At 63.9% G+C, this 24,460-nt stretch carries 23 protein-coding genes and 1 pseudogene; 13 read left to right on the forward strand and 11 right to left on the reverse strand.

Annotated elements, in window-relative coordinates; all coding sequences use genetic code 11:
* Positions 1-7: 7 nt before the first annotated feature.
* Entirely contained in the window at positions 8-250 is a 243-nt protein-coding gene (locus tag ACMGE0_RS01535; protein WP_436814095.1) for a hypothetical protein, read from the forward strand.
* 132 nt (positions 251-382) lie between these two features.
* Positions 383-1,063, forward strand: a complete 681-nt coding sequence (locus ACMGE0_RS01540; protein WP_436814096.1) for a phosphoribosyltransferase — start codon at positions 383-385, stop codon at positions 1,061-1,063.
* Positions 1,064-1,067: 4 nt separating this feature from the next.
* Here ACMGE0_RS01540 and ACMGE0_RS01545 read toward each other — a convergent pair whose 3' ends face one another.
* Positions 1,068-1,820, reverse strand: coding sequence for an endonuclease/exonuclease/phosphatase family protein (locus ACMGE0_RS01545; RefSeq protein WP_436814097.1), 753 nt, complete (start codon positions 1,818-1,820; stop codon positions 1,068-1,070).
* A 67-nt stretch (positions 1,821-1,887) separates the two neighbouring features.
* Here ACMGE0_RS01545 and ACMGE0_RS01550 point away from each other — a divergent pair, with 67 nt between their 5' ends.
* Positions 1,888-2,829 (forward strand): putative bifunctional lysylphosphatidylglycerol flippase/synthetase, encoded by a 942-nt coding sequence (locus ACMGE0_RS01550; protein ID WP_436814098.1) that lies wholly within the window; start codon positions 1,888-1,890, stop codon positions 2,827-2,829.
* Here ACMGE0_RS01550 and ACMGE0_RS01555 read toward each other — a convergent pair.
* The 3 genes from ACMGE0_RS01555 to ACMGE0_RS01565 all read right to left on the reverse strand — a co-directional run bounded on the left by ACMGE0_RS01555 (position 2,809) and on the right by ACMGE0_RS01565 (position 5,069).
* The gene (locus tag ACMGE0_RS01555) at positions 2,809-4,314 is read right to left on the reverse strand and encodes a phospholipase D-like domain-containing protein (RefSeq protein ID WP_436814099.1); all 1,506 of its coding nucleotides are present in this window, start codon (positions 4,312-4,314) and stop codon (positions 2,809-2,811) included. The genes ACMGE0_RS01550 and ACMGE0_RS01555 overlap by 21 nt on opposite strands.
* Positions 4,315-4,409: 95 nt before the next feature.
* A complete protein-coding gene (locus ACMGE0_RS01560) occupies positions 4,410-4,613 on the reverse strand; it encodes a hypothetical protein (protein WP_436814100.1) in 204 nt (67 codons plus the stop codon).
* Between the two features lie 288 nt (positions 4,614-4,901).
* Complete coding sequence (locus tag ACMGE0_RS01565; RefSeq protein ID WP_436814101.1) at positions 4,902-5,069, reverse strand: hypothetical protein; 168 nt, start codon at positions 5,067-5,069, stop codon at positions 4,902-4,904.
* Between the two features lie 167 nt (positions 5,070-5,236).
* Between ACMGE0_RS01565 and ACMGE0_RS01570 the strand changes: the two genes are divergently transcribed.
* Positions 5,237-5,749 (forward strand): ferritin-like domain-containing protein, encoded by a 513-nt coding sequence (locus tag ACMGE0_RS01570; RefSeq protein ID WP_436814102.1) that lies wholly within the window; start codon positions 5,237-5,239, stop codon positions 5,747-5,749.
* Between the two features lie 38 nt (positions 5,750-5,787).
* On the opposite strand, the gene ACMGE0_RS01575 is transcribed toward ACMGE0_RS01570, so the two are convergent.
* The 6 genes and pseudogenes from ACMGE0_RS01575 to ACMGE0_RS01600 all read right to left on the reverse strand — a co-directional run bounded on the left by ACMGE0_RS01575 (position 5,788) and on the right by ACMGE0_RS01600 (position 11,605).
* On the reverse strand, positions 5,788-6,003 hold the full coding sequence (locus ACMGE0_RS01575) for a hypothetical protein (RefSeq protein WP_436814103.1): 216 nt from the start codon (positions 6,001-6,003) through the stop codon (positions 5,788-5,790).
* Between the two features lie 179 nt (positions 6,004-6,182).
* The gene (locus tag ACMGE0_RS01580; protein ID WP_436814104.1) at positions 6,183-6,398 is read right to left on the reverse strand and encodes a hypothetical protein; all 216 of its coding nucleotides are present in this window, start codon (positions 6,396-6,398) and stop codon (positions 6,183-6,185) included.
* An 87-nt stretch (positions 6,399-6,485) separates the two neighbouring features.
* Positions 6,486-7,643 (reverse strand): GNAT family N-acetyltransferase, encoded by a 1,158-nt coding sequence (locus tag ACMGE0_RS01585; RefSeq protein ID WP_436814105.1) that lies wholly within the window; start codon positions 7,641-7,643, stop codon positions 6,486-6,488.
* Between the two features lie 86 nt (positions 7,644-7,729).
* Positions 7,730-9,658, reverse strand: a pseudogene (asnB, locus tag ACMGE0_RS01590) (asparagine synthase (glutamine-hydrolyzing)); the annotation flags it as partial.
* A gap of 100 nt (positions 9,659-9,758) precedes the next feature.
* Positions 9,759-11,132, reverse strand: a complete 1,374-nt coding sequence (locus tag ACMGE0_RS01595; protein WP_436814106.1) for an FAD-containing oxidoreductase — start codon at positions 11,130-11,132, stop codon at positions 9,759-9,761.
* Positions 11,129-11,605 (reverse strand): DUF4126 family protein, encoded by a 477-nt coding sequence (locus ACMGE0_RS01600; RefSeq protein ID WP_436814107.1) that lies wholly within the window; start codon positions 11,603-11,605, stop codon positions 11,129-11,131. Before ACMGE0_RS01600 ends, ACMGE0_RS01595 begins: the two co-directional genes overlap by 4 nt.
* A 240-nt stretch (positions 11,606-11,845) precedes the next feature.
* Here ACMGE0_RS01600 and ACMGE0_RS01605 point away from each other — a divergent pair, with 240 nt between their 5' ends.
* From ACMGE0_RS01605 to ACMGE0_RS01625, 5 genes are all read left to right on the forward strand, one after another.
* Entirely contained in the window at positions 11,846-13,672 is a 1,827-nt protein-coding gene (locus tag ACMGE0_RS01605; protein WP_436814108.1) for a sensor histidine kinase, read from the forward strand.
* A complete protein-coding gene (locus ACMGE0_RS01610) occupies positions 13,669-15,042 on the forward strand; it encodes a sigma-54-dependent transcriptional regulator (RefSeq protein WP_436814109.1) in 1,374 nt (457 codons plus the stop codon). Before ACMGE0_RS01605 ends, ACMGE0_RS01610 begins: the two co-directional genes overlap by 4 nt.
* Before the next feature lie 212 nt (positions 15,043-15,254).
* Positions 15,255-16,238 carry a tripartite tricarboxylate transporter substrate-binding protein gene (locus tag ACMGE0_RS01615; protein ID WP_436814110.1) on the forward strand — a complete coding sequence of 328 codons (984 nt, stop codon included), beginning with the start codon at positions 15,255-15,257 and terminating at the stop codon, positions 16,236-16,238.
* Between the two features lie 193 nt (positions 16,239-16,431).
* Positions 16,432-16,893: a tripartite tricarboxylate transporter TctB family protein gene (locus tag ACMGE0_RS01620; RefSeq protein WP_436814111.1), complete on the forward strand. Its 462-nt coding sequence runs from the start codon at positions 16,432-16,434 to the stop codon at positions 16,891-16,893.
* Positions 16,894-16,905: 12 nt separating this feature from the next.
* Entirely contained in the window at positions 16,906-18,411 is a 1,506-nt protein-coding gene (locus ACMGE0_RS01625; protein WP_436814112.1) for a tripartite tricarboxylate transporter permease, read from the forward strand.
* A gap of 251 nt (positions 18,412-18,662) precedes the next feature.
* Here ACMGE0_RS01625 and ACMGE0_RS01630 read toward each other — a convergent pair whose 3' ends face one another.
* Positions 18,663-19,715, reverse strand: a complete 1,053-nt coding sequence (locus ACMGE0_RS01630; RefSeq protein ID WP_436814113.1) for a LacI family transcriptional regulator — start codon at positions 19,713-19,715, stop codon at positions 18,663-18,665.
* Between the two features lie 273 nt (positions 19,716-19,988).
* Here ACMGE0_RS01630 and ACMGE0_RS01635 point away from each other — a divergent pair, with 273 nt between their 5' ends.
* From ACMGE0_RS01635 to ACMGE0_RS01650, 4 genes are all read left to right on the forward strand, one after another.
* The gene (locus ACMGE0_RS01635) at positions 19,989-21,233 is read left to right on the forward strand and encodes an ABC transporter substrate-binding protein (protein WP_436814114.1); all 1,245 of its coding nucleotides are present in this window, start codon (positions 19,989-19,991) and stop codon (positions 21,231-21,233) included.
* Between the two features lie 273 nt (positions 21,234-21,506).
* Entirely contained in the window at positions 21,507-22,433 is a 927-nt protein-coding gene (locus tag ACMGE0_RS01640) for a carbohydrate ABC transporter permease (RefSeq protein WP_436814115.1), read from the forward strand.
* Entirely contained in the window at positions 22,430-23,323 is an 894-nt protein-coding gene (locus ACMGE0_RS01645) for a carbohydrate ABC transporter permease (protein WP_436814116.1), read from the forward strand. The genes ACMGE0_RS01640 and ACMGE0_RS01645 overlap by 4 nt, the downstream gene beginning before the upstream one ends.
* A 6-nt stretch (positions 23,324-23,329) precedes the next feature.
* The gene (locus tag ACMGE0_RS01650; protein WP_436814117.1) at positions 23,330-24,436 is read left to right on the forward strand and encodes an ABC transporter ATP-binding protein; all 1,107 of its coding nucleotides are present in this window, start codon (positions 23,330-23,332) and stop codon (positions 24,434-24,436) included.
* The last annotated feature ends 24 nt before the right edge of the window (positions 24,437-24,460 follow it).

The following is a 24,460-nucleotide window of genomic DNA, read 5'->3' on the forward strand; positions in this document are numbered from 1 at the left end:
AACCATCATGCAGGGCAAGAAGACCCACCAGCAGCAGCGCAACATCATCGAGAAGCGGGAGAACACCGCCAATGCCGGCAAGGATTTCGATGCAAGCGCCGATCTCCACCGCAGCGAGGCGGCCCGCGAAGCCTTCCGGCGCGGCGACGATCTGGACATGCGTGCTGCGGATCGCTCCATGAACGACGATCCGTCGATCGTCCGCGGCCGCAACCAGGAAAGCGAACACCGCAAGGGCCGCGGCACGTAACGGAGGGCGAAGGGGAACCGAACCTACCTCCCCAAGGTTGTCGGATAGGCTGCTGATGGTATGATCCCTTCAGGGCTGGATAAAACGAAAGGCGCGGCCCGCGGTCGCGCCGTCATGTCGTGGGAGGATGACATGTTCGCTTCAGGCCCCACTTTTTCCGATCGCGAAGATGCCGGCAGGCAGCTTGCCGACGCCATGCAGGCAGCGCCGCTGAAGGATCCTGTCGTCGTGGCGCTTCCCCGTGGCGGCGTCCCGGTCGCCTTCGTGGTGGCGCAGCGGCTCGGCGCCCCGCTCGACCTCCTGATCGTGCGCAAGATCGGCGCGCCGGGCCATCCGGAATACGGCATCGGCGCGGTGGTCGACGGCAAGCAGCCGCATGTGATCGTCAACGAGGCGGCGGCGCGTCAATTCCACGTCCCGCCCGGGTATCTCGCGGCCGAACGCGAGCATCAGCTCGCCGAGATCGAGCGCCGTCACCGGATGTATTTCGGCGAGGACGAGCCGAAGGATCATGACCATGCCGGCCGCGACGTCATTCTCGTCGATGACGGCATCGCCAATGGCGGTTCGATCCGCGCCGGCATCCATGCGCTGAAGGAAATGGGGGTGGGATCGATCCGGCTTGCGGTTCCCGTCGCGCCGCGCGATCTCCTGGAAGAGTTGCGGGAGGAAGTCGACGAGATCGTCTGCCTTTCGGCGCCGGAGCGGCTGGACGCCGTCAGCCTGCATTACGGCGATTTCACCGAGACCACGGATCAGGACGTGGTGCGCCTCTTGAAGGAGGCCCGCCGGTTGAACCGGATGATCCATTGAGGGATCAGAATTCGATCGTTGCAAGCAACGGCAGGTGATCGGACGCGCGGCGCGCCAGCGGCGTCGCGATCACCTCGGCGCCGACAGGTGTGATGTCCCGCGAGACGAAGACATGGTCGATCCTGAGAAGCGGATAACGGGAGGGAAAGGTCGGCTTCGGTTTTGCCGGCAAACGGAGTTGAACGTCGGTCATCTGGCGGGAGACGCCCTTGTATGTCGCCGTCGACGGGATGGCGTTGAAATCGCCGATCAGGACCCGCGGCTTGCCGTGGCAGGCCGGACTGCCGAGCCAGGAAGGACCGAGAAGCGCCGCGATCTGGCTGAGCCGGTCCCGGCCGCGCAGGCCGAGATGCGTGTTGAAGACCTGAAGGCGATGCCGGCCGACCTCGATCTCCACCCAGACGGCGCCACGCTGCTCGCCGAGCGAGGGCAGGCCCGCGCCCTTCACCATCCTTGCCGGCAGGGCCGTCAGGATGGCATCGCCATAGCGTTCCTCCGCCACGCTGAGAGCCGCATGGAAGTGGTATTCCATCCGCAGCAGGGAAGCGATGATATGGGCCTGGTCCACGCCGCCGGTGCGGTTGCGGCCGACATCCAGTTCCTGCAACCCGATGATATCGGGCTCGAGGGCCGCGATGACCTCCGCCACCCGGGCGGGATCGAGCTTGCGATCGGTACCGATGCAGCTATGGACGTTGTAACTCAGGATTTTCAGGCGATGCTTGCCGGCGGGAGCTGGAACTGTCGGGTCGTTCATAGCGCTGGGAACACACTTGCCTATGTTTTCGTTCCCGGTATCAGGCAACAGCCCGCGGGGAGGGATCATGATCGCCAGACGCCATCTGCTGAAGTTCCTCATAGGCGCGGCGATCTGCCTGGCAATCTTTCTCGTCTATCGCAGCCTCGGCCGATATACGCTGGATGAGATCGAGGGGTCCGTGCAATCGATCGCCGGCTTCCGGCTGGCCTCGGCCTTCCTGTTCGTCATCCTGTCCTATCTCTGCCTCACCGGCTTCGATACCCTCGCGGTCCGCTATGCGGGCAGGCCGCTTGCCTACCGCCGGACGGCGCTCGCCTCCTTCACCGCGCTTTCGATCGGGCACAATGTGGGGCTTGCCGCCCTCAGCAGCGGCGCGGTGCGCTATCGGTTCTATTCGCGCTGGGGCCTGACGGCCGAGGAGGTCGCCAAGATCATCATCTTCTGCGGCGTGACCGTCGGGCTCGGACTTGTGACATTGGCCGGCCTGGCGCTGTTGCTGCAGGGCCGCGGCGGGCCGGACCTCCTCGGCCTGGATAGCCTGGTGAGAACCGCCCTCGGCCTCGTCTGCCTTTCGGTGGCGGTCCTCTATCTCCTGCTCTGTGCCTTCGTCCGGCGGCCGCTATACCTGCGGTCATGGCGGTTCGATCCTCCGAAGCTCAGCCTCGCCATCGGCCAGATCGTTCTCGGCACGCTCAACTTCGCCTGCGTCGCCGCCTCCATTCATCAGCTCCTCGCGACCTTCACCGATGCGAGTTATCTGGAAGTCGCGGGCGCCTATGTGACGGCGAATATCGCGGCGCTGATCAGCCATGTGCCGGGAGGGATCGGCGTCCTGGAGGCGACCATGCTCGCAATCCTGCCCTCGACCGCCTCGATTGGCGCGCTGGTCGCCTTCCGCGTGCTCTACTATTTCGTGCCCCTGACGATCGGCGTGCCCACTCTGCTCGTCTCCGAGGCATACTACCGCCACCGTGGCGGCAGGTTTTCAGAGCAGACGGTGATGTGACAGGCGGGCGAGGAACCGTCGAAGGCCGCTCTTGATCTCCGGGACCGGCCAGAACGGCTGCTTCGGATCGACGATGGCGGTCCCGATGACCGACTTGGTCTCGCCCTTGTCGGGATTGACGTCGAAAGCCCTCAGCCGCCGCGGCTTCACGTTCAGCCGGTCGATTGCGGCGACCATGGAGCCGGTTTCCTCGATGATCCGCGCCACCTCCGCAGGTTCCGCGTCGAGATGTTCCGCGAGCAGGCCGTTGCGAAGCGAGGCGATCGCCAGCCTGCCGGCCGCGTCGCCGGCCTCGACTGCCAGGTCGCATTCCGTGTCCAACCCTTCCGAACGGTTGTTGAGGTTGGACGAGCCCACCCGGACGAACCGGTCGTCGACGATGATGAGCTTGGAATGCACGATGATCTCCTGCTCGCCGCCCTTGCCGTCCGGTACGACGGCGTAGAAGACGCGCAGCCGGCCATGGCGGTCGGCTCGCTTCAGACGGCGGATCAGACGGTTGCGGTTGTGCCCCATCATCAGCCGTTCCAGGAAACCGTGGGATTCCCGGGTTACGACGACGACGATCTCCGGTCCGTCGGCTTTCCTCAGGCGCGCGGCGAGCGTTCGTCCCACGCCGAAGGAGGCGAGGTACTGCGTTTCCAGATAGAGATGGCGCCTGGCCGATTTCAGCGCGTCATGGGTGAGGCGGATCGCTTCGCGGTGCCCGCGGCGGCCTCTCCATTTCCAGGGCTCGGTCAGCGCAAGGCCGGTTCTGCAATGGGTGAGCGCCGGCTCCAGATCCTCCGGCCACGGCTTCTCGCCGTGAATGTTCAAGGGCTTCAGGATTTCGCCGATGGCCTTCCGCCAGCGGCGTCGGGCGACGTCGCCGATGAGCTTGGCCGTATCGCCGGTGACGATCGTCTGCATGTCGTGGACGGGACCGTGAAGCGTGCCGTCCGGCGCGCGGCGCAACGGGTTTTCGGCGGCGTGGCGGCGGTCGTCCCACCGCTCCGCGGTGAGGTCGATACCGCCCAGGAAGGCCGTCTTGTCGTCGATGACGACGATCTTCTGGTGATGGCTCGCCCGCAGCGGATGTTTGAAATCGAACTGCAGGAAAATCCGCGGATGATCGCTCCAGCCCATCTTTCCGAACATCTTCAGGCTCTTGCCGGAATAGACCGGGCCCATGCCCCAAACCAGGAGCCGGATTTCCAGGGCGGGTTTCTCCTCGACCAGCCTGCGCAGAAGCGCGCCGAGCGTTTCCCCGTCCGGGTCGGCGGGCCGCAGCCGGATATCGGGATTGAAATCCCAGCCGACGATGAAGATCGACCGCTCCGCCTGCCGCAGCACCCGGTTCAGCCGGCGGTAATAATCCTCTCCATCGATCAGGAAGGCCAGTCTTTCCGCCTCGGCGCTGCGCCAGACGTTGCGGCCGGGGCGAATGATCGGTTCGAACTGGAGCGCCGTTTCCCGGAACGGGAGCGATTGCGTCGCGATATCCACCTGCACCACCTCGTCATAAACGACTGGAAAACGTACGAATTTTATCCTTGTTCCCGAAGCTGGCGCCAACTCTCGGGAGGTGCAGGTGCCGGTTGTCATTCATGGCGGGTCTGCTGGGCCGGTTCGGGTGCGTTGAAGGCGCTTTCCGTGTCTTCGAAGATTTCCACGACGACGGCGAGCCCCAGAAGGATCAAGGCCGCCGCGGCCAGAAGTTTCCAAAGGCCGGGCTTTACCGGCTTTTCGCGATGGCCGCCTTGGGTCTCCCGGCGGTCCATGGGGGTGCGGCTATGCATGTTCATGATCATACCTCCCGGCGCTATCGCGCGCCGGCATCTCGTCAATGCCGCATAGGCTGCCGGGCGGCATGTAAACCGGCGGGTCGGGATTTTCGTCCGGATTGGGCAGCGGTATCTCGTCCGGCAGATGATCGGGGTCCGGCTCTTCAACCGGCGGTTCCGGCGTCCAGACGGGCGCCGGCATGGGTGGCTGTTCGCTTGGCTCGCGAGGGTTTGGTATCATGGAATAGGCTCCCTGTTACTCAAATTCACAACCGCCCGGCATGGCGATTGTTCCTCGCAAGTGCCGCCTTACCGGTTGGTGGAACCGGTGTTCGTGGTGTCGGTCCCCGGGGCCGGCGCGGGAGCGGGCGCCTGCGCGGTATTCTGGCTGCCGGTGAAATAATAACCGAGCGCCAGTACCAGGAATACCACAATGATGGCCCCGATGATCGAATTCGCCCTGCCTGTGCGGCTCATGATCCTTGCCTCTATGGCTGTTGAATCTGCAGCAGGACAATTCGCAAACGAGTGCAAATGTTCCGCCGGGACAACGGGAAGAGGAACTTCGCATGCCGTCAGGGGTTGAAATCCGTCGGTCGCGCCCATTCTCCTCCAGAGGGCAGACCAATTTCGAGGAGATGCGAATGACACATGCCCAAGACAATTTCCTGGCCTGGCTTCGCGCCGCACATGCCATGGAGGAGCAGGCGGTCACCATGCTGGCCGCCCAGTCGCGGCGCATCGAAAGCTATCCGGATCTCAAGGCCCGGATCACCGAACACCTCCGCGAGACGGAAGGACATGCGCACGCGCTGAAGGATCTGCTCGACCAATTCTCCGGTTCAGGCAGCGCGCTGGCGCTGAAGGACATGGCGGCGAAGCTCGTGGCCAAGGCGCAAGGTGTCGGCGGGATGCTGACGAACGACGAGGTCGTCAAGGGAGCGATGACAGGCTACGCTTTCGAGCATCTCGAAATCGCCAGCTACCGGGTTCTGATCGCCGCGGCGGACGAACTCGAGGAGATGGGCGCGAAGATCGTCTTCGAGCGTATTCTCGCGGAAGAAATCGCCATGGCGGAGTGGCTGGAAGCCAATCTCGACACGATTACCCGCATATTCCTGATGCGGGACGAGCGCGAACTGATGGCTAAACGATAACTGAGACGGCCAGCCGCTACAGGGCGGCCGGCATGCGCTCAGTTTTTCGGCATCGCTCCGCAGTCCAGCTGGATCTGCAGGTCTCTTTCGTCCCGCACGCCCTGCTGGTAGAGCTGGATGATCTGCGCGGCGAGGTCGTTGGCGGCAAGGCTTCCGCCGGGCAGCCCCCGTTCTGCGCAAAGATGGTCGAAAAAGCGCTGGAGAAACGCCAGTTCGCTGGGTTCGAAGGTATTCGTCAGGATTGCCGGGTTCATCTTTTCGGCCTCCACTCGGGCGGCGAAAGCGCTTTCTGCCTTCCAGTCGCCGACGCCTTACTCGCGATAGGCCAAGACTACTCTTTCTCTCCCCCTTTGCAAGGGAGGAGGAACGACAAATTGCTCCCGTTCGGAGGGCTTTGTACCTCTTCTCACCCAGTCGTGAATGTACGTCTTTTTCAGTCGTCCAGGTGGTTAGCCTCGTGGTTGTGAAATTGCTCGGACTGAACGGATTTGCCGTCCAGTCCGCGTTGCCGCGAGTGTTGCGCCTTGTCGCGGTTGGAGAGCACTCTGTTCTCGGGCAGGACGTTCTTGTCGATATCCGTCATTGCGCCCTTTCCGTTGCTCTTCCCGCGGGTCGCTGCTCCAAGATGCTTCGAGCTGGCATTGGCCATGAGGTTTTCTCCCCGATCTTTTTCACTCAGAGGAGAAACCCGCGAAACGCCGTTTTGATCCGAAGCCGGTTCGATTGGGATCGGGGCCTATCGAAAGTCGGCAAGCAGCCGGCTCCAGCTCTCCGAAGCCAGTCCGCCGATGAAGATGTCGTTGCGGGCCGCCGCCTCGCGGATGTCCCGGTGCCGGGTGATCATGCAGAAATAGCCGCGATGCCGGAAGCTCATCTGCCGCTGGCGCATCAGCGCGTTCATCAGGAATGGCTGGGCCATCCCACGGGCGGCGGCATAACCGGACGCGGCAAGGTCGGCGAACATATGCCCGACGACGTCGAACTCCCGGCCTTCAAGGCAGAGGACGTTGAGCACGTGAGCCATTTCCCCGCGCCTGCCGAAGAAGAGGTAACAGCCGATCGTCACGCCGTCGGCATTGACGACGACCTTGCAGCGGAGCTTGCCGAGAGACGTGTTCAGGGCGGCGGTGTCCATCAGCCAGGTGAATTCCTCGCGCGACCAGTCTGGCCGGATCGCGAAACGCTCCGTCATCTTTCGCGCCGAGGCGAAAAATTCGTCGAACCCCGCCTCGGCGGAGGTTATGCCCAAGGGGCTTTGCGGAACGGAAGCGCCGAAAAGACGCCATGCGACAAGGTCGGCGGGTTTGAGGATCGGGGAGAGCGGCAGATGCCGGAAGGCCGGCAGGGTCTCCTTCAGCCGCTCGAACCTGGCCTGGAAAGGGCGGAAGGCCCGCCGCCATTCGAGGCTCTGGATGGGCAGTATGAAACCGCCGCCCGTTATCCAGTGATCGGCGCTGACAGGAGAGGCATTGTCGGAAAAGCAGAGGTCCGGCTGCGAGAGACGGATCGCCCGCGCCAATTTTGCCGCGCCCGCAAATCCCGCCCTGCCGTCCGCCATGAAGGCGCACAGAAGCCGCGCCGTGATGCGGCGCCCCGAAGCATGAAAGGACATGGGAAGCGAAAGCAGCGCGCTGTCGACGCGCCCCGTGCGGTCCTTGTGCACCATGCTGCCGTGTTCCGGCGCATAGCCCGGATTTTTCAGGAAAACGTGATCGAGATAGTCGAGCAGGTCCTGCTCCGGCTCCTCGTTTTTCCGGCGGAACGCCTTGTTGAACAACCGCCCGACGGAGGGAAGATCGGCGGGCTCCATGGGGCGCGCACAGCGGCTCGCCTCGCGGACGGCCGGGGCGGGAGGAAGCTCTTCGAGATGGACGGGATTCGGCGACAGGCTCATTCGGCGGGCGTCCCTATCGCCATGCTGGTCTGCCGGCTCCCGGCCATGACGCGATGCGCTCCGGCCGCTGCCGCGGCATTCCGTACCTCTGCCGTCTGACGGCTCTCGAAACTCCTCAGCCAAAGCTGGGTGGAAAGAATGCCGACGAAGGCGGCGTTGTCGCGAAAGCCGGAAACGGGCTGGGCGCGGCATTTCTGATGGAGCTTCGCCACGGCCCGGGCGTTGAAGAGGCCGGCGCCGGTGATCGCCTCTTCGCTCAGCAATTCGCTCACGTAAGCCTGCTCGCCGCTGCCGGCAAAGGAGCGGCTGTCCGGAGCGCGATAGGGCTGTTTCGGGCGCTTGGCTATGATATCCGGCAGCACATCCTTCGCGACGCGGCGGAGGACATGCTTTTCCTCCAGTCCTTTGAGCTTCATGCCGGGCGGCAGGCGGCTCGCGAATTCCACCAGCCGGTGGTCGAGGAAGGGGAAGCGCCCTTCGATGCCATGCGCCATGGCCATGCGGTCGCCCTGGCTCGACAGGATGTAACCGGGCAGCAGGAAGCGGGTTTCGAGATATTGCGCCTGATGGAGCGGATGCCAGCGGCCGAAATTTTCCGGCAGGCGGGAGGCGAGTTCCTCCGCCGCGTCATAGGCCCCCAGCGTCGAACGCAGGTCGTCGGAATAGAAGATCTTCGCGGCCGCCGTCGAGCGGAAACGCGGACGGTGCGAGAAGAGAGGGTCATCAGCCGCATCGTTGCCGGCGCCGAAAAAGGCGGCGAGATAGTCCGCCGACTGCTGCTTCAGCCCCGGCAGATAGGGATAGAGCTTGCGGAAGAGATGCGGCCGGATCTTCGAGCCCGGCCGGCGGGCGCAGAAGCGGCGCACGTGCGCCTCGCGAAAGATGTCGTAGCCGGCAAAAACCTCGTCGGCCCCTTCGCCGGTCAGCACCACTTTCATGCCCGCATCACGCACAAGCCCGGAAAGGCGGTAAAGCGGGGCAGGGGCGGTGCGCAGAACGGGCCGTTCGGTGAAGCGGATCACGTCCGGGAAATTCCCTGCGATGTCGCCCGGGCCGCAGGCGACCGCGCGGTGATGGGTGCCGAGCGCCCGCGCCACCGCCATCTGGAAGGCGCTTTCGTCATGTTCGGCATCGTCGAAGGTGACCGAGAAGGTGTTCAGCCCGTTCGGAGCCATCGGCGCGGCGAGTGCTGCGATCAGCGAGGAATCGAGGCCGCCGGAAAGATAGGCGCCGACCGGCACGTCGGCGCGCATCCTGAGCCGTGTGGCGTCCGTCAGCAGCGCCCGGAGCTCTTCTTCCTTCGTGGCCCGGTCCGCTTCGGCGTGATCGTCCGCATCCGGAAAATCGAGCGACCAATAGGGGCGGATCTCGGTCCGGCCGTTCCTGGCGATCATCAGATGACCCGGTTCCAGCTCGAAGATGTTTTTAAACGCGGTGCGCGGCGGGATCGGCGCCCAGAGCGTGAAGATCTGATCGAGCGCCACCGGATCGAGTTCAGCCTCTATGCCCGGCACCTGCAGCAGCGCCTTCACCTCGGAAGCGAAATAGAGTGCGCCCTTGTGCTCGGCGTAGAAGAGCGGCCGGACGCCCATCCGGTCGCGGGCAAGCATCAGGCGGCGCTCGCGGGCATCCCAGATCGCAAAGGCGAAGTCGCCGTTGAGGCGCGACAGGCAGGCCTCGCCATAGGTCGCATAGAGCTGCAGCAGGACTTCCGTATCGCTGCCGGTGCGGAAGACGATGCCGCGCGCCTTGAGCTCGTCGCGCAGTTCCACGTAATTGAAGATCTCGCCGTTGAAGACGATCGTGAAACGACCATCGGCGCTCGTCATCGGCTGCTGACCATCGGCAAGCCCGACGATTGAGAGCCGTACATGCGCAAGGCCGATGCCCGGGGCGGAGAACACGCCCTGTCCGTCCGGTCCGCGATGGGCGATCGCCCGTGCCATGGATGACAGCAGCATCTCCGGATTTCCGGAGCCGCATGCCTCACCGGTGAAGCCAGCCAAACCGCACATCTGTTTCCACCATGAACAAGGACATAACCGGTTCATAGACGGAAATGCTTTAGCTTCCCCTTAAGTGGCCGATAAAATTTTACGGCTGTCCAAAAGAGGTTCAGGTCGGCTGCATGCTGAGGATGACGGTCGGCCAGAGTTCCGAGACCGTCGGATGGATCGGAACCGCCCAGCGCAGCGCATCGAAGGTGGCGCCAGCGTTCATCATGTCGAGCACGCCGTGGATCGATTCATCGCCGCCGGTGCCGAGGATCGCGGCGCCGAGGATCTGTCTGGTCTCGGCATCGGCGACGATCTTCATGAAACCCTGCGTCTCGCCCTTTTCGACCGCGCGGCCGACCTGCGTCATCGGCCGGCGACCGACGAGAACCTTCTTTCCGGCTTTGCGGGCTTCGGTCTCGCTCATGCCGACGCGGCCGAGCGGCGGGTCGATGTAGAGCCCATAACCGACAAGCCGGTCTGAGACCTTGCGGCTCTCGCCGTCGAAGAGGTTCGCCGCGATGATCTCGAAATCGTTATAGGCGGTATGGGTGAAGGCGCCGCGGCCGTTGCAGTCGCCCATCGCCCAGATGCCTTCGACATTGGTCGCGAGATGGTCGTCGACCTTGATATAGCCCCGTGCATCCGTCTCGACGCCCGCCTTGTCGAGGCCGAGATCGTCCGTGTTCGGGCGGCGGCCGACAGCAAGCAGGATGTCCGAGCCGATCACCTCCGGCGCGCCTTCCGTGCAGTTCACGCCGACCGCGACCCTGTCACCATCCTTACGGAAACGGATGCATTCCGCGCCGGTACGGATATTGATCCCCTCCGCCTCCAGGATGCCGCGGATCGCGTCCGAAACCTCTTCGTCCTCGCGGCCGATGAGGCGAGGGCCTTTCTCGACGACCGTAACCTCCGCGCCGAAGCGGCGGTACATCTGTGCGAATTCGAGGCCGATATAGCTGCCGCCGACGATGACCAGATGCTCCGGCACCCGGTCGAGCAGGACGATATCGCTGTTGGTCATATAGGGCACGTCGCCGATGCCGAGGAAATCCGGGATCGCGGCCCGTCCGCCGACATTGAGGAATATCCGCGGCGCGGTCAGCAGCTCGTCGCCGACGCGCACCGTGTTTCTGCTTTCAAAACGCGCATGGCCGCGGATGAGCGTGCAGTTCGGCATGCCCCCCAGCCAGCTTTCGTTGCCGTGGCGGGAATCGAGCGCCACCTGATGCGAGCGGCGCATGACCGCCGGCATGTCGATCTTCACCGGGCTGCCGAGCACCACGCCGTAATCGGCGCCGCGGCGGGCGAGATGGGCCGCATAGGCGCTGGCGACGAGCGTCTTGGTCGGCTTGCAGCCGGTGTTGACGCAGGTGCCGCCGACATGCTTGCGCTCGATGATCGCGACCGTCTTGCCGGCGTCGTTGAACCGTCCGGCGAGCGACGGCCCCGCCTGTCCTGCGCCGATGATGATCGCGTCGAAAGCCTTCATGGAATAACCGGAATGGGTAGGGATGACACAATGAGGTAGGCGCCGACGATTGCGACCGCATCCTCGATGAGGGCGGCGGGCAGATCCTTGCCGAAGCTCTTGGCGAGCCTGGCGCGAACGGCTGCGCCGCCATAGGTGCCGATGACGGCGCCGACGATGCCGGCGATCAATCCTGCGATCCAGCCGCCGTAGGGCGTGCCGATCGCGGCACCCGCCAGCGCGCCCATGATGACGCGGGCGCCGAATTGCTGCGGCACCTTGCGGCTCGGCGTCGAGGGAAGCTGGTCGGTGACGAGCTCGACGATCGCGAGGATCGTGAAGATGCCGACCGCCCAGACCGAACCCATGAAGGCGAGCCAGGACCCGGAAAGATTGAGCCAGCCGAGATAGGCGGCCCAGGCGACGGCGGCGGGCGCCGTCATGGCGCGAAGGCCGGCGACGACGCCAATCAGAAGTGCAAGCACATAAACCACGAGAACCCCCTTTGATGCCGTTCCCGGCGTTGACCTGTCCCGGCGGCAAGACTGTTCCCGACCGGGCATGGGGTCAAGTAAAACTTGTATAAAGTCCCGCCATGCCTGTCTTCCGGTCCCCGATTACTTGCGATACGCGCATGCCTGCCTCAAAGGATTATATGGAATTCGGCCGGACAGTGATTAAAATGAACACTAGTTCCCGCTGGAAGCGCCCGGAAGGACGGAGGAGCCCGCCTGTTGAGATATCGCATTCTTCTGCCTCTGGTCGCGCTTGCGGCGATCGGCCTGGCGCTGGTCTTCAAGGGCAGCGATATCGCAGCGCGCGGCTATATGAACGAGGCCGAGGTGCAGGCCGGCACGACCCTGCGTCTCGCGGTGTCGGCGCTGGACGGCCACCTGAAGCGCTACGAGGCGCTGCCGGCGCTGATAGCCGACCAGAACAATATCGAGGCGCTTATCTTCGACCCGAGGAACGAGGGCCTGCGGGCGCGCACGAATGCCTATCTCAAGGAGATCAACGCGCTTCTGACGTCCTCGGACATCTATGTGATGACCATGGAAGGCGAGACGATCGCCGCCAGCAATTACGATGCCCCGATCAGCTTCGTCGGCGAGAACTTCATCTATCGTCCCTATTTCCAGGAAGCAGCCAAAGGCCGGCAGTCGCGTTTCTATGCGCTCGGCACCACGTCGCTGAAGCGCGGCTACTACTTCGGCTCGCCTATCGAGATCGACGGCGTCATCCGCGGCGTGATCGTCTTCAAGGTGGATATCGATTCCATCGAAGCGTCCTGGAGCGGTGGCGACGACCGCATCTTCGTCTCCGATCCGGAAGGCATCATCTTCATGACCGGCAGTCCGGAATGGCTCTATGCGAGCATCCTGCCGCTGACGCCCGACCGGATCGCCCGCACCGAGGCTTCCCGCCGTTATGCGGATGCGAAGCTGCGCGAACTGCCGGTGAGACAGGGCACCTTCGCCGATCGGAACGTTATGACGATTGCGGATGGCGGGGTCGCCAAGGAATATCTCGTCGTGTCGCAGCCGATGCCGGAGGCCGGCTGGACCGTCAACGTCCTGATGGACACCAGTTCCGTTCACAAGCAGGCCACGACGACGATCGTCGCCGTTCTTCTGATGCTCTGCCTGGCGGGGCTTGCGATCGCCATCCTCATGCAGCGCCGTGCCCGGCTGGACGAGCGCATGCAGTTGCAGGCCGAGGCGCGCAACGAGCTCGAACGGCGCGTTGCCGAACGCACCGCCGATCTCGCCCGGGTCAACAGCCGCATCGAGGAGGAGATCGCCGAGCGGCGCCTGACCGAGCAGCGGTTGAGACAGACCCAGGCGGACCTCATCCAGGCCGGCAAGCTTGCCGGTCTCGGCCAGATGTCGGCCGCGCTCTCCCACGAGCTCAACCAGCCGCTTGCGGCCGCCAAGACCTATGCCGAAACGACCGGCGTCCTGATCGATCTCGGGCGCACCGAGGAGGCGCGGGACAATGTGAAGCGCATCTCCGCGCTCATCGACCGCATGGCGTCGATCAGCCGGCATCTGCGCAACTTCGCCCGCAAGCCGAACGAGAAGCTGGGGGCGGTCGGGCTCGACGATGCGATGCGCGACACGCTGGAAATCGTTGCGGCCCGGCTCAAGACGGCCGACGCCAAGCTCGAAATCGAGATCGATCCGGCAGTGAAGGCCGTGAAAGCGGGCGCGGTTCGGCTTCAACAGGTTCTGGTCAACATCATCACCAATGCCGCCGATGCGGTCGAAGGGCTTGCGGATCGCCGCATCACCGTTTCCGCCCGGCAGGTGGGCGACAAGGTGCTGATCTCGGTGCGCGACCGCGGCCCGGGCGTGGCGGCCGCCATCCGCGAGCGCATCTTCGATCCGTTCTTCACCACCAAGGGCGTCGGCAAGGGCCTGGGATTGGGCCTTTCGATCTCCTACAATATCGTCAAGGATTTCGGCGGCAGCCTCAGCGTCGCCGATCATCCGGAGGGCGGCGCGGTCTTCACGATCGAGCTCGACGTTGCCGACGGCAATCTCCTGGAGGCGGCGGAGTGAACGGGCAAAGGGTTCTGCTGGTCGACGACGAGGAGGAACTGCGCCGCTCGACCGCGCAGGCGCTGGAGCTCTTCGGCCTCACCGTCCAGACCTTTTCGCATGCCGACCACGTGCTGGAACTCACCGGTTTCGGCTTCGACGGCGTGGTCGTCAGCGATATCCGCATGCCCGGCATCGACGGCATGACGCTGCTTCACCGCATCCGCGAGCTCGATGCGGAAATCCCGGTCATCCTGGTGACGGGGCACGGCGACGTGCAGCTTGCCGTGAAGGCGATGCGGGAAGGGGCCTACGATTTCCTCGAAAAGCCCTTCACGCCCCAGCATCTCGCGGGCATCATCCGCCGCGCGCTCGATCGCCGCGGTCTCGTGCTCGAAAACCGGCGCCTGCGGGCCGTGGCCGGCAAGCGCGACGACGTGGAGGCGAGGCTACCCGGCCGCACGCAGGTCATGGTCGACCTGCGCTACCGCATCCGGGCGATCGGCGCGACCGATGCCGATACGCTGATCATCGGCGAGACGGGCGCCGGCAAGGAAGTGGTGGCCCGGGCGCTGCACGACGTCAGCACGCGGGCCAACAAGCCGTTCATCGCCATCAACTGCGCCGCCTTGCCGGAAAACCTGATCGAGAGCGAGCTTTTCGGCCACGAGGCCGGCGCCTTTCCCGGCGCGCTCCGGCCACGCTACGGCAAGTTCGAACACGGGCGGGGTGGCACGATCCTGCTCGACGAGATCGGCTCGATGCCCGTCGACCTGCAGGCGAAATTCCTGCGCGTGCTGCAGGAGCGGGTGATCACCAGGCTCGGCTCCAACGAGACCGTGCCGCTCGACGTGCGCTTCATCGCCACCAGCAAGGTGGATCTCGAAGCGGAAGTGGCGGCAGGCCGTTTCCGCGCCGATCTCTTCTACCGCCTCAATGTCGCGACCATCCATGTCCCGTCGCTCATGCAGCGGCGGGCGGATATCCCGCTCCTCTTCCTGCAGCTCGTCAGGGAAGCGGCGGCGCGATACGGCCGGGAGGATGTGGACGTGCCGGCCGATGTCATCTCGGCGGTCGCCCAGCGCGACTGGCCGGGCAATGTGCGCGAACTGCGCAACGCTGCCGACCGGCTGGTGCTCGGGCTCGATCCGAAGCCCGGCGAAACGGCGGGGAGTGCCAAGGACGGGGCAGGGCGGCTTGCCGACAAGGTCGCGGCCTTCGAGCGCAATCTCATCGCCGGCGAGATCGCCGCGCATGGCGGAGCGCTCAGGCCCGTCTACGAATCCCTCGGCATCTCGCGCAAGACGCTCTACGAGAAAATGCAGAAATACGGTCTGGACAAGAAGCTGCTCGGCCCGGAACACATGCTGCAGGACGACCGGGAGGGCTGATCCGGCCCGGGATGGGTGGAAATCCACCCATGGTTTTCCTTCATTGTTTCCGAATCCACCCATGCTGCGGCGCGGTATTTGCGGAAATGCCCTTTTAAGACCTTCGCAACGATTGCGCGTGGTCCTGCCTTGCAACAAATGGCCCTCGGGCTGGCGCCGGAGGAGTTTTTTGCGCGCCGGCCAAGCCATAGCTTTCATCCTGGAGGACCCCGATGAAAATCATGAACGCCGTCATCGGCGCCACCGCTCTTGCGGCACTTTCGCTCTTCTCCGCCTCCGCCAATGCACAAGGTTATCCGGAACGCCAGATCACCATGGTCGTGCCGTTCGCAGCCGGCGGCCCGACCGACACGGTCGCCCGTCTCGTCGCCGAATCGATGTCGAAGGACCTCGGCCAGCAGATCGTCGTCGAAAACGTCGGCGGTGCAGGCGGCACGCTCGGCGCGGCCCGCGTCGCGAATGCCGAGGCGGATGGCTATACCGTGCTGCTCCACCATATCGGCATGGCGACCAGCGCCACGCTCTACCGCAAGCTGCCCTACGACACGCTGAACGCCTTCGAATATGTCGGCCTCGTCACCGACGTTCCGATGACGCTGCTCGCCCGCAAGGACATGGAAGCGACCGACCTCAAGGGCCTGATCGAATACGCCAAGGCCAATGCGGACAAGGTGACCGTCGCCAATGCCGGCATCGGCGCCGCCTCGCATCTTTGCGGCATGCTCTTCATGAGCGCGATCGAGACCCCGCTCGTCACCGTCCCCTACAAGGGCACCGGCCCGGCCATGACCGACCTGCTCGGCGGCCAGGTGGACATCATGTGCGACCAGACCACCAACACGACGAAGCAGATTCAGGGCGGCACCGTGAAGGCCTATGCGGTCACCTCGCCGGAGCGTCTCGACGTCCTGAAGGACCTTCCCACCGTCAAGGAAGCCGGCCTGCCGCAGATGGAAGTCGGCATCTGGCATGGCCTTTATGCGCCGAAGGGCGCGCCGAAGGAGGCCATCGACAAGCTCGAGCAGGCGCTGAAGGTGGCGCTGAAGGATCCGAACGTCGCGGCCCGCTTCGCCGAGCTCGGCACCAAGCCTTCGCCGGAGCAGGATGCGACGCCGGCAGCGCTCAAGGCCAAGCTCGAAAGCGAAATCGCCCGCTGGAAGCCGGTCATCGAAGCCGCCGGCCAATACGCGGATTAAGGTCAAGCCGGGCGGCTGCCCCTCATCCGGCTGCCGCCACCTTCTCCCCGCTCGCGGGGAGAAGGGCTATGCCGCACCGTTTCGCCATCGTGACACGATGGATCCGGCACGTTCCCTCTCCCCGCAGGCGGGGAGAGGGTTAGGGTGAGGGGCAATCTCCCGACAGTGCCTGCTCCAGTTCATCGGAGACACCATGAATTCCCTGAAATTCGACACGACCAATCTGATCTGCGGGCTGCTGCTGATCGCGACGGGGCTCTTCTTCGCCTATCAGTCGCTGGAACTGGAACTCGGCACGGCGCTGCGCATGGGGCCGGGCTATTTCCCCTTCATCCTCGCCTGCGCTCTCGTCCTGTTCGGCGTGATCATCCTCATCCAGGCAGCGCGTGTGCAGGGCGAACCGATAGGCCCGGTCGCCTGGCGCGGGATACTGCTCATCCTGCCGGCGCCGATCATTTTCGGGCTCACCGTGCGGGGACTGGGTTTCGTGCCGGCGATCTTCGTCGCCGCGCTGGTCGCTTCCTTCGCGTCCAGCCGCATGAAGCCGCTGACGGCGCTCGTTCTCTCCGCAGCCCTGGCGATCTTTTCGGTCCTGGTCTTCAGCTATGGCCTCGGTCTTCCCTTCCGCCGTTTCGGGCCCTGGCTCGGCTTCTAGGATTTGTGAGCCATGGAACTTTTCAGCAATCTGGCGCTCGGCTTTTCGACCGCGTCCTCCTTTGAGAACCTGTTCTTCTGCCTGATCGGCGTGCTGCTCGGAACGCTGATCGGCGTGCTGCCCGGCATCGGCGCGACGGCGACGATCGCCATGCTTCTGCCGATCACCTTCCAGCTCGAACCGGTCTCGTCGCTGATCATGCTCGCCGGCATCTATTACGGGGCGCAATACGGCGGCTCGACCACGGCGATCCTCATCAACATGCCGGGCGAATCCTCGTCCGCCGTCACCGCCATCGACGGCTACCAGATGGCGCGCAAGGGCAAGGCGGGAGCGGCTCTCGCCATCGCGGCGCTCGGCTCCTTCTTCGCCGGTACGGTCTCGACCTTCCTGGTGGCGATCTTCGCGCCGCCGCTCACAGAAATCGCGCTGCAATTCGGCGCGGCCGAATATTTCTCGCTGATGGTCGTCGGCCTGGTGTCCTCGATCGCACTCGCCCACGGTTCGGTCGTCAAGGCGCTTGCCATGGTGGCGCTCGGCCTGCTGCTCGGCCTCGTCGGCACGGACATCTATACCGGCACGCCGCGCTTCACGCTCGGCATCCGCGAATATGCCGACGGGCTGAATTTCGTGGCCGTCGCGGTCGGCGTCTTCGGCATCGCCGAAATCCTGCGCAATCTCGAAAGCGAGAAAACCCGTTCGGTGCTGATGTCCAAGGTGAGCGGACTTCTTCCCTCCAGGGAGGATTTCAAGGCGATGATCGCGCCGGTCCTGCGCGGCACCGTCATCGGTTCGGTGCTCGGCATCCTGCCGGGCGGCGGGGCGATCCTTGCCGCCTTCGCGTCCTATACCGTCGAAAAGAAGGTCTCGAAGAACCCGCAGGAATTCGGGCATGGCGCCGTGGCGGGCGTCGCAGGTCCGGAAGCGGCCAACAATGCCGGCGCCCAGACCTCCTTCATCCCGCTGCTCACGCTCGGCATCCCGGCAAATCCGGTCATGGCGTTGATGATCGGCGCGATGATCATCCAGGGCATCGTGCCCGGTCCTAACGTCGCGACCGAACAGCCGGCGCTCTTCTGGGGCATCATCGCCTCCATGTGGATCGGCAACCTGATGCTCGTCGTGCTCAACCTGCCGCTCATCGGGCTTTGGGTGAAGCTCCTGACGATCCCCTATTACGTGCTGTTTCCGATCATCATGGCCTTCTGCTCGATCGGCGTCTACAGCGTCAACTCTAATGTCTACGACCTCTATTCCGTCGCCTTCTTCGGTCTCATCGGCTACGTGCTGGCCAAGCTCCGCTGCGAACCCGCGCCGCTCCTGCTCGGCTTCGTGCTCGGCCCGCTGCTGGAAGAGAATCTGAGACGGGCGATGATCCTTTCGCGCGGCGACCCGACCACGTTCGTCACGCGTCCGATCAGCGCGGCCCTCCTCTTCATCGCGGCACTCGTCCTCGTCATCGTCTTTTTGCCCAGCGTCAAGGCAAAGCGCGAGGCCGTGTTCCAGGAAGAGGATTGAGAAGCTGCGGACAGCGCCGCGCGAAAAATCCGCGCGGCGCTGAAACTTTTGGTCCGGGCAGGGGATCGCGCATCGGAATGCCCCTCATCCGGCTGCCGCCACCTTCTCCCCGTTCTGACGGGGAGAAGGGATATGCCGCGCTGGTTTCCTCAATTCGCAACGTTGCGTGAGGCGCGCCCCCTCTCCCCGCCAGCGGGGAGAGGGTTAGGGTGAGGGGCAATTATGCGCACCCGATTGCCATCGCTAGGCGGTCAGACCGTCTGGAGCGCCTGCAGTTCGGAAATAGGCGCCGGTCCGGCAATGCGTTTCAGAAGCAGTCGGCCCATCAGCAGGCCGGCTTCGGAGAGATCCTCATAGATCGTCTCGACCCGCGGGCGTATCTGGTCGAAGAGGCCGGAGGTCTGCTTGGCCACCAGCCGCACGTCCTTCCCCACTTCGAGGCCGTGGTCCGAGGCGGCCGCGATCACCGAAAGAGCCGAGACCTCGCCGCCGCAGACGAAGCCGTCCGGACGGTCGGGTTCGGCCATCCGCCGATAGAGATGGTCGCGGATGTCGTCCGACTTGCTGTCGAGCGTCACGCCTTGGGCGATCTCGAAACCGACGCCTTCCTCGCGCACCGCCGTCATGAAGCCGTGCCGCATGTGATGGGCGAAGGTGAAGCGGTCCGGCGGCAGGATGATGAAGAGCTTTCTCGATCCGGCGGCGATCAGCTTGCGGGCAGCCTGGTAGGCGAAGCCGTAATTGTCGTAGTCGACATAGGGGTGGGCGGTCGCAAGCTCGGTGCGGCCATGACAGATGAACGGAAAGTTGTTCTCCATCAAGAGCTTGACGCGCTCGTCCGACGGTTCGGTGCGGGTGAAGATGATGCCGTCGGCCATGCGGTTGCGCACGATGTGGCGCACCGGGTCGATCTGCGGCGTGTCGGAAAAGTGAGGCGCGACGACAAGATGGTAGGCCGTGCCGCGCAAAGCCTCCGTCAGCCCTTTGATGATCGAGGTGGCGTAGCCGAGGATTTCCTCGTGCGGATCGAGAACCAGGCTGATGACGTTCGTACGGCCGGTGCGCAGGCGCTGCGCCGCCCGGTCCGGCAGATAGCCGATCTCACCGGCGACCTGGCGCACACGCATCCTTGTTTCGAGCGCGATCTGCGGCGCGTCGGCCAAGGCGCGCGACACGGTCGTGACGGCAAGTCCCGTCAGTTCGGCGATCGTCTTCAAGGTTGGCTTCGCATCCGGGCCGGATCTTTCCGTCGTCCGATCCGGCATCGCCCGCCGACCCTTGTCCTCCAGGTCATCCAGCGACATGTATCCTCGTCTCCTCCGTCCCCGCCCCGAAACCGGATCAGGTCTCATCTATATCGTTGCAAATTTTCCGGATGTCGCCAGGAATTTTTCTCGATTCCTGAGGAAAATTTGTCCTTTCCAAAATTTGCAAGTTTTTTCATCATCTTAAGCATGGGGCGAAACCATGCAAAAAATCCTCCTGCCGGGTTGACATCGACCGCGTTTATATCGTTATAAATCGCCATATCCGGAGAGGAGCCCGGATGCAAAGGGAGATTCTCAATGAATGTTCGAATGATCAGCAAATTCGCCGCCGGCGCGGCGATCATCGCTCTGACGGCCGGTGCCGCCAAGGCGCAGGAAAGCGTCGAAGTCCTCCACTGGTGGACCTCCGGCGGTGAGGCTGCGGCGCTCAACGTGCTGAAGGAAAACCTGCAGAAGGAAGGCGTCGCCTGGAAGGACATGCCGGTCGCCGGCGGTGCAGGCTCCGCCGCGATGACGGCGCTGCGCGCCCGCGTCACGGCCGGCGATCCGCCGACCGCCGTCCAGCTTCTCGGCTTCGACCTCCGCGACTGGGCGGAAATGGGCGTCGCCGCCAATCTCGACGATCTCGCCGCCAAGGAAGGCTGGGACAAGGTCATCCCGGCTGCTCTCCAGGACTTCTCCAAGTATGACGGCCACTGGATCGCCGCTCCGGTGAACATCCACTCCACCAACTGGCTGTGGATCAACAAGGCGGCTCTCGACAAGGCCGGCGGAAAGGTTCCGACCAATATCGACGAGCTCATCACCCTGCTCGATGCCTTCAAGGCCCAGGGTCTCACGGCTCTCGCTCATGGCGGCGTTCCGTGGCAGGACGGCACGCTGTGGGAAGCCGTCGTCCTCTCGACCGGCGGCCCGGACTTCTACAAGAAGGCCGTCCTCGACCTTGATCCGGCTTCGCTTTCCGGCGATCAGATGAAGAAGGTCTTCGACACGATGTCGAAGCTGCGCACCTATTTCGACCCGAACTTCTCGGGCCGCGAATGGAACCTCTCGACCGCTCTCGTCATCGAAGGCAAGGCCGGCGCTCAGGAAATGGGCGACTGGTCCAAGGGCGAATGGCTGCGCGCCGGCAAGAAGCCGGGCACTGACTTCGTCTGCATCCGCTTCCCCGGCACGCAAGGTTCCGTGCTCTTCAACGCCGACCAGTTCATGATGTTCGACGTGGGTGACGAGCAGCGCGACGCCCAGCTCAAGATGGCGTCCGCCGTCGAAAACCCGGCCTTCCAGATCGCCTTCAACACGGTCAAGGGCTCGGTTCCGGCCCGTACCGACGTTCCCGGCGATCAGTTCGACGATTGCGGCAAGAAGGGCATTGCGGACCTCGCCGAGGCCTCTTCCAAGGGCACGCTGATGGGCTCGCTCGCCCATGGTTACGCCCAGCCGGCCGCCATCAAGGAAGCCATGCTGGACGTCATCACCCAGCATCTCAACGGTCAGCTCACCACCGACGCGGCGCTGAAGCGCCTGCCGGAAGCGGTTGCTGCCGCCAAGTAATGGCATCTGAATGAATGGGTGAGGGGGTTGGTTGAACCGATCCCCTCACTTGCAATTTCTAGCACTTATCTTGCAGCTAAGGTGCTGAAATTGCTTTCTCTCCCACAAGGGGAGAGATACCGGTGCCCGCGAGCTCGACGCCCTACCTCTCCCCCTGTGGGAGAGGTTACGAAATCAAGATCTTAGCGTCAGCTAAGTCTTAGATTTTGTTGGTGAGGGGGCTCGAGTCGCTGTGCCAATCAATATTCTCCTGCTCCCTACCCGGAGGTCATGATGACGACAATCGAACCGGTGCCTGCCGTGGTACCTCAGAGGCAGGGCCGCTCAGTTGCGGATGGATTGCGCAACGCGCTGCCGAAGATCGTGCTGGCGCCCTCGTTCGCGGTGATACTGGTCTTCGTCTACGGCTTCATCCTCTGGACGATCACCCTTTCCTTCACGACCTCGCGCATCCTGCCGGTCTACAAATGGGGCGGGTTCGATGCCTATTTCCGCCTCTGGTCGCAGCCGAACTGGTATGTGGCCATGCAGAACCTGGCGATCTTCGGCATTCTCTATATCGGCATCTGCATCGCGCTCGGCCTCACCATCGCGATCCTGATGGACCAGCGCATCCGCGCCGAAGGCGTGCTCCGGCCGATCTTCCTCTATCCGATGGCGCTCTCCTTCGTCGTCACCGGCACGGCCTGGAAATGGTTCCTCAATCCCGGCCTCGGGCTTGAGAACACCATGCACCATCTCGGCTGGGAGAGTTTCAGGTTCGACTGGCTCGTCAATCCCCAGATGGCGATCTACACGGTCGTCATCGCCGGCGTCTGGCAGGCCTCCGGCTTCGTCATGGCGATGTTCCTCGCCGGCCTGCGCGGCATCGACGGCGAGATCGTCAAGGCCGCCCAGATCGACGGCGCTTCGAACGTGGCGATCTACCGCCGCATCATCATTCCGCTCCTGCGTCCCGTCTTCCTCTCCGCCTTCATCGTGCTCGCGCATATGGCGATCAAGTCCTACGACCTCGTCATCGCGCTTACCGGCGGCGGACCGGGCAACGCGACCGAACTGCCGTCCACCTTCATGTATTCCTACACTTTCACGCGCAACCAGATGAATGTCGGCTCGGCGAGCGCCGTGATGATGCTGATGGGCATCACCGCGATCATCGTGCCCTATCTCTATTCGGAACTGCGGGAGAGGAAGCAATGAGCGCCGCGAACGAAACCGCCAATGGGACGGTGAGCGCCGGTTCGGCCCGCACCGCCCGCTATTTTATCTACGCGGCGCTCATCGTGCTCGCGCTCGTCTACCTGCTGCCGCTCTACGTCATGCTCACGACGTCGTTGAAGTCGCTCGACGAGATCCGCGGCGGCGACATGCTGGCGCTGCCGCGCGATCCCTCGATCGCCGCGTGGGTCCGCGCCTGGGGCGAGGCCTGCATCGGCGTCTCCTGCGTCGGCATCAAGGGCTATTTCTGGAACTCCATCAAGATGGTCGTTCCGGCGGTCATCATCTCGACGCTGCTCGGCGCGCTGAACGGCTACGTGCTCACCAAATGGCGCTTCCCGGGCCACAAGATCGTCTTCGGCATGATGCTGTTCGCCTGCTTCATTCCGTTCCAGGCCGTCCTCATTCCGATGGCGCGGCTCCTCGGCCTGATGGGGCTTTCGAACACCACGACCGGCCTCGTCATGGTCCACGTGATCTACGGCCTCGGTTTCACCACGCTGTTCTTCCGGAACTATTACGAAGCCTTCCCGGACGAACTCGTGAAGGCCGCGATGATCGACGGCGCGGGCTTCTTCCGCATCTTCTGGCGCATCCTGCTGCCGACGTCCGGTCCGATCATCGTCGTCACCGTCATCTACCAGTTCACCAATATCTGGAACGATTTCCTGTTCGGCGTCTCTTTTGCGGGCGGAGAGGCCTCGCCGATGACGGTCGCGCTGAACAACCTCGTGTCCTCTTCCACGGGCGTCAAGGAATACAACGTGGACATGGCGGCCGCCGTCTTCGCGGCATTGCCGACCCTGTTTGTCTATATCGTCGCCGGACGCTATTTCGTGCGCGGTCTGATGGCCGGCGCGGTTAAGGGATAACTGCTCATGAGCTTTCTTGAAATCAAGAACATCCGCAAGAAGATCGGCAACGTCGAGATCCTGAAGGGCATCGATATCGATCTCGAAAAGGGCGGCTTCCTGGTTCTCGTCGGGCCGTCCGGCTGCGGCAAGTCGACCCTGCTCAACGCCATCGCCGGCCTTCTGCCGCCGTCTTCCGGCGACATCGTCATCGACGGTCAGGTGGTCACCGACCTGCACCCGTCGAAGCGCGACATCGCCATGGTCTTCCAGTCCTATGCGCTCTATCCGAACATGACGGTCGAGGAAAACATCGCGTTCGCGCTGGAAATGCGCGGCGTCGACAAGGCGGCGCGCGAGGCGGCGGTCAAGCAGGTGGCGAAAACCCTGCAGATCGAGCACCTCCTGAAGCGCCGCCCGAGCCAACTTTCCGGCGGCCAGCGCCAGCGCGTCGCCATGGGCCGCGCCCTCGTGCGCCAGCCGCGCGTCTTCCTGTTCGACGAGCCGCTCTCCAACCTCGATGCCAAGCTGCGCGTCGAAGTCCGCGCCGAGATCAAGGCGCTGCACCAGAACACCAATGCCACGATCGTCTACGTCACCCATGACCAGATCGAGGCGATGACGCTCGCCACCAAGATCGTCGTGCTCAAGGAAGGCACGGTGCAGCAGGTCGGCGCACCCTCGGAAATCTACAATCGTCCGGCCAACCTCTTCGTCGCCGACTTCATGGGCTCGCCGGCGATGAACATGCTGAAGGGCAAGGTCGTTTCCTCCGGCGGCGCGCAGTCGATCGCGCTCTTCGGCAACGAGGGCGTCAAGGTCTCCATGCCGCCGTCCGTCACGGCGAGCCTTGCCGACGGCAAGGAGGTCATTCTCGGCCTGCGTCCGGAAGCAATTACCGACAGCGGCCTTCTCGATCCGCAGGTACGCTCCGTCGCTCAGATCGAGGCGGATGTGACCATGGTCGAGCCGACGGGCTCCGACACGTTCGTGACCGGCAAGCTGGACGGGGCAAGCTTCACGGCCCGTACCCGTGCGGACGTGCATGTGTCGGTCGGCCAGAAATTCCCCTTCGCCTTCAATCTCGACAAAGCCGTCGTCTTCGACCCGCAGACGACAAGCCGCATCGACTGACGTTTCCCGCGCCGGCCGCAGGTC

The organism is Neorhizobium descurainiae (assembly GCF_051400715.1).
Taxonomy (GTDB): domain Bacteria; phylum Pseudomonadota; class Alphaproteobacteria; order Rhizobiales; family Rhizobiaceae; genus Neorhizobium.

Bases quoted from the DNA above. Each gene is read 5' to 3' on its own strand.
- ACMGE0_RS01535 (WP_436814095.1), top strand. From the start codon at position 8: ATGCAGGGCAAGAAGACCCACCAGCAGCAGCGCAACATCATCGAGAAG.
- ACMGE0_RS01540 (WP_436814096.1), top strand. From the start codon at position 383: ATGTTCGCTTCAGGCCCCACTTTTTCCGATCGCGAAGATGCCGGCAGG.
- ACMGE0_RS01545 (WP_436814097.1), bottom strand. From the start codon at position 1,820: ATGAACGACCCGACAGTTCCAGCTCCCGCCGGCAAGCATCGCCTGAAA.
- ACMGE0_RS01550 (WP_436814098.1), top strand. From the start codon at position 1,888: ATGATCGCCAGACGCCATCTGCTGAAGTTCCTCATAGGCGCGGCGATC.
- ACMGE0_RS01560 (WP_436814100.1), bottom strand. From the start codon at position 4,613: ATGAACATGCATAGCCGCACCCCCATGGACCGCCGGGAGACCCAAGGC.
- ACMGE0_RS01565 (WP_436814101.1), bottom strand. From the start codon at position 5,069: ATGAGCCGCACAGGCAGGGCGAATTCGATCATCGGGGCCATCATTGTG.
- ACMGE0_RS01570 (WP_436814102.1), top strand. From the start codon at position 5,237: ATGACACATGCCCAAGACAATTTCCTGGCCTGGCTTCGCGCCGCACAT.
- ACMGE0_RS01575 (WP_436814103.1), bottom strand. From the start codon at position 6,003: ATGAACCCGGCAATCCTGACGAATACCTTCGAACCCAGCGAACTGGCG.
- ACMGE0_RS01580 (WP_436814104.1), bottom strand. From the start codon at position 6,398: ATGGCCAATGCCAGCTCGAAGCATCTTGGAGCAGCGACCCGCGGGAAG.
- ACMGE0_RS01585 (WP_436814105.1), bottom strand. From the start codon at position 7,643: ATGAGCCTGTCGCCGAATCCCGTCCATCTCGAAGAGCTTCCTCCCGCC.
- ACMGE0_RS01595 (WP_436814106.1), bottom strand. From the start codon at position 11,132: ATGAAGGCTTTCGACGCGATCATCATCGGCGCAGGACAGGCGGGGCCG.
- ACMGE0_RS01615 (WP_436814110.1), top strand. From the start codon at position 15,255: ATGAAAATCATGAACGCCGTCATCGGCGCCACCGCTCTTGCGGCACTT.
- ACMGE0_RS01620 (WP_436814111.1), top strand. From the start codon at position 16,432: ATGAATTCCCTGAAATTCGACACGACCAATCTGATCTGCGGGCTGCTG.
- ACMGE0_RS01625 (WP_436814112.1), top strand. From the start codon at position 16,906: ATGGAACTTTTCAGCAATCTGGCGCTCGGCTTTTCGACCGCGTCCTCC.
- ACMGE0_RS01630 (WP_436814113.1), bottom strand. From the start codon at position 19,715: ATGTCGCTGGATGACCTGGAGGACAAGGGTCGGCGGGCGATGCCGGAT.
- ACMGE0_RS01635 (WP_436814114.1), top strand. From the start codon at position 19,989: ATGATCAGCAAATTCGCCGCCGGCGCGGCGATCATCGCTCTGACGGCC.
- ACMGE0_RS01640 (WP_436814115.1), top strand. From the start codon at position 21,507: ATGACGACAATCGAACCGGTGCCTGCCGTGGTACCTCAGAGGCAGGGC.
- ACMGE0_RS01645 (WP_436814116.1), top strand. From the start codon at position 22,430: ATGAGCGCCGCGAACGAAACCGCCAATGGGACGGTGAGCGCCGGTTCG.
- ACMGE0_RS01650 (WP_436814117.1), top strand. From the start codon at position 23,330: ATGAGCTTTCTTGAAATCAAGAACATCCGCAAGAAGATCGGCAACGTC.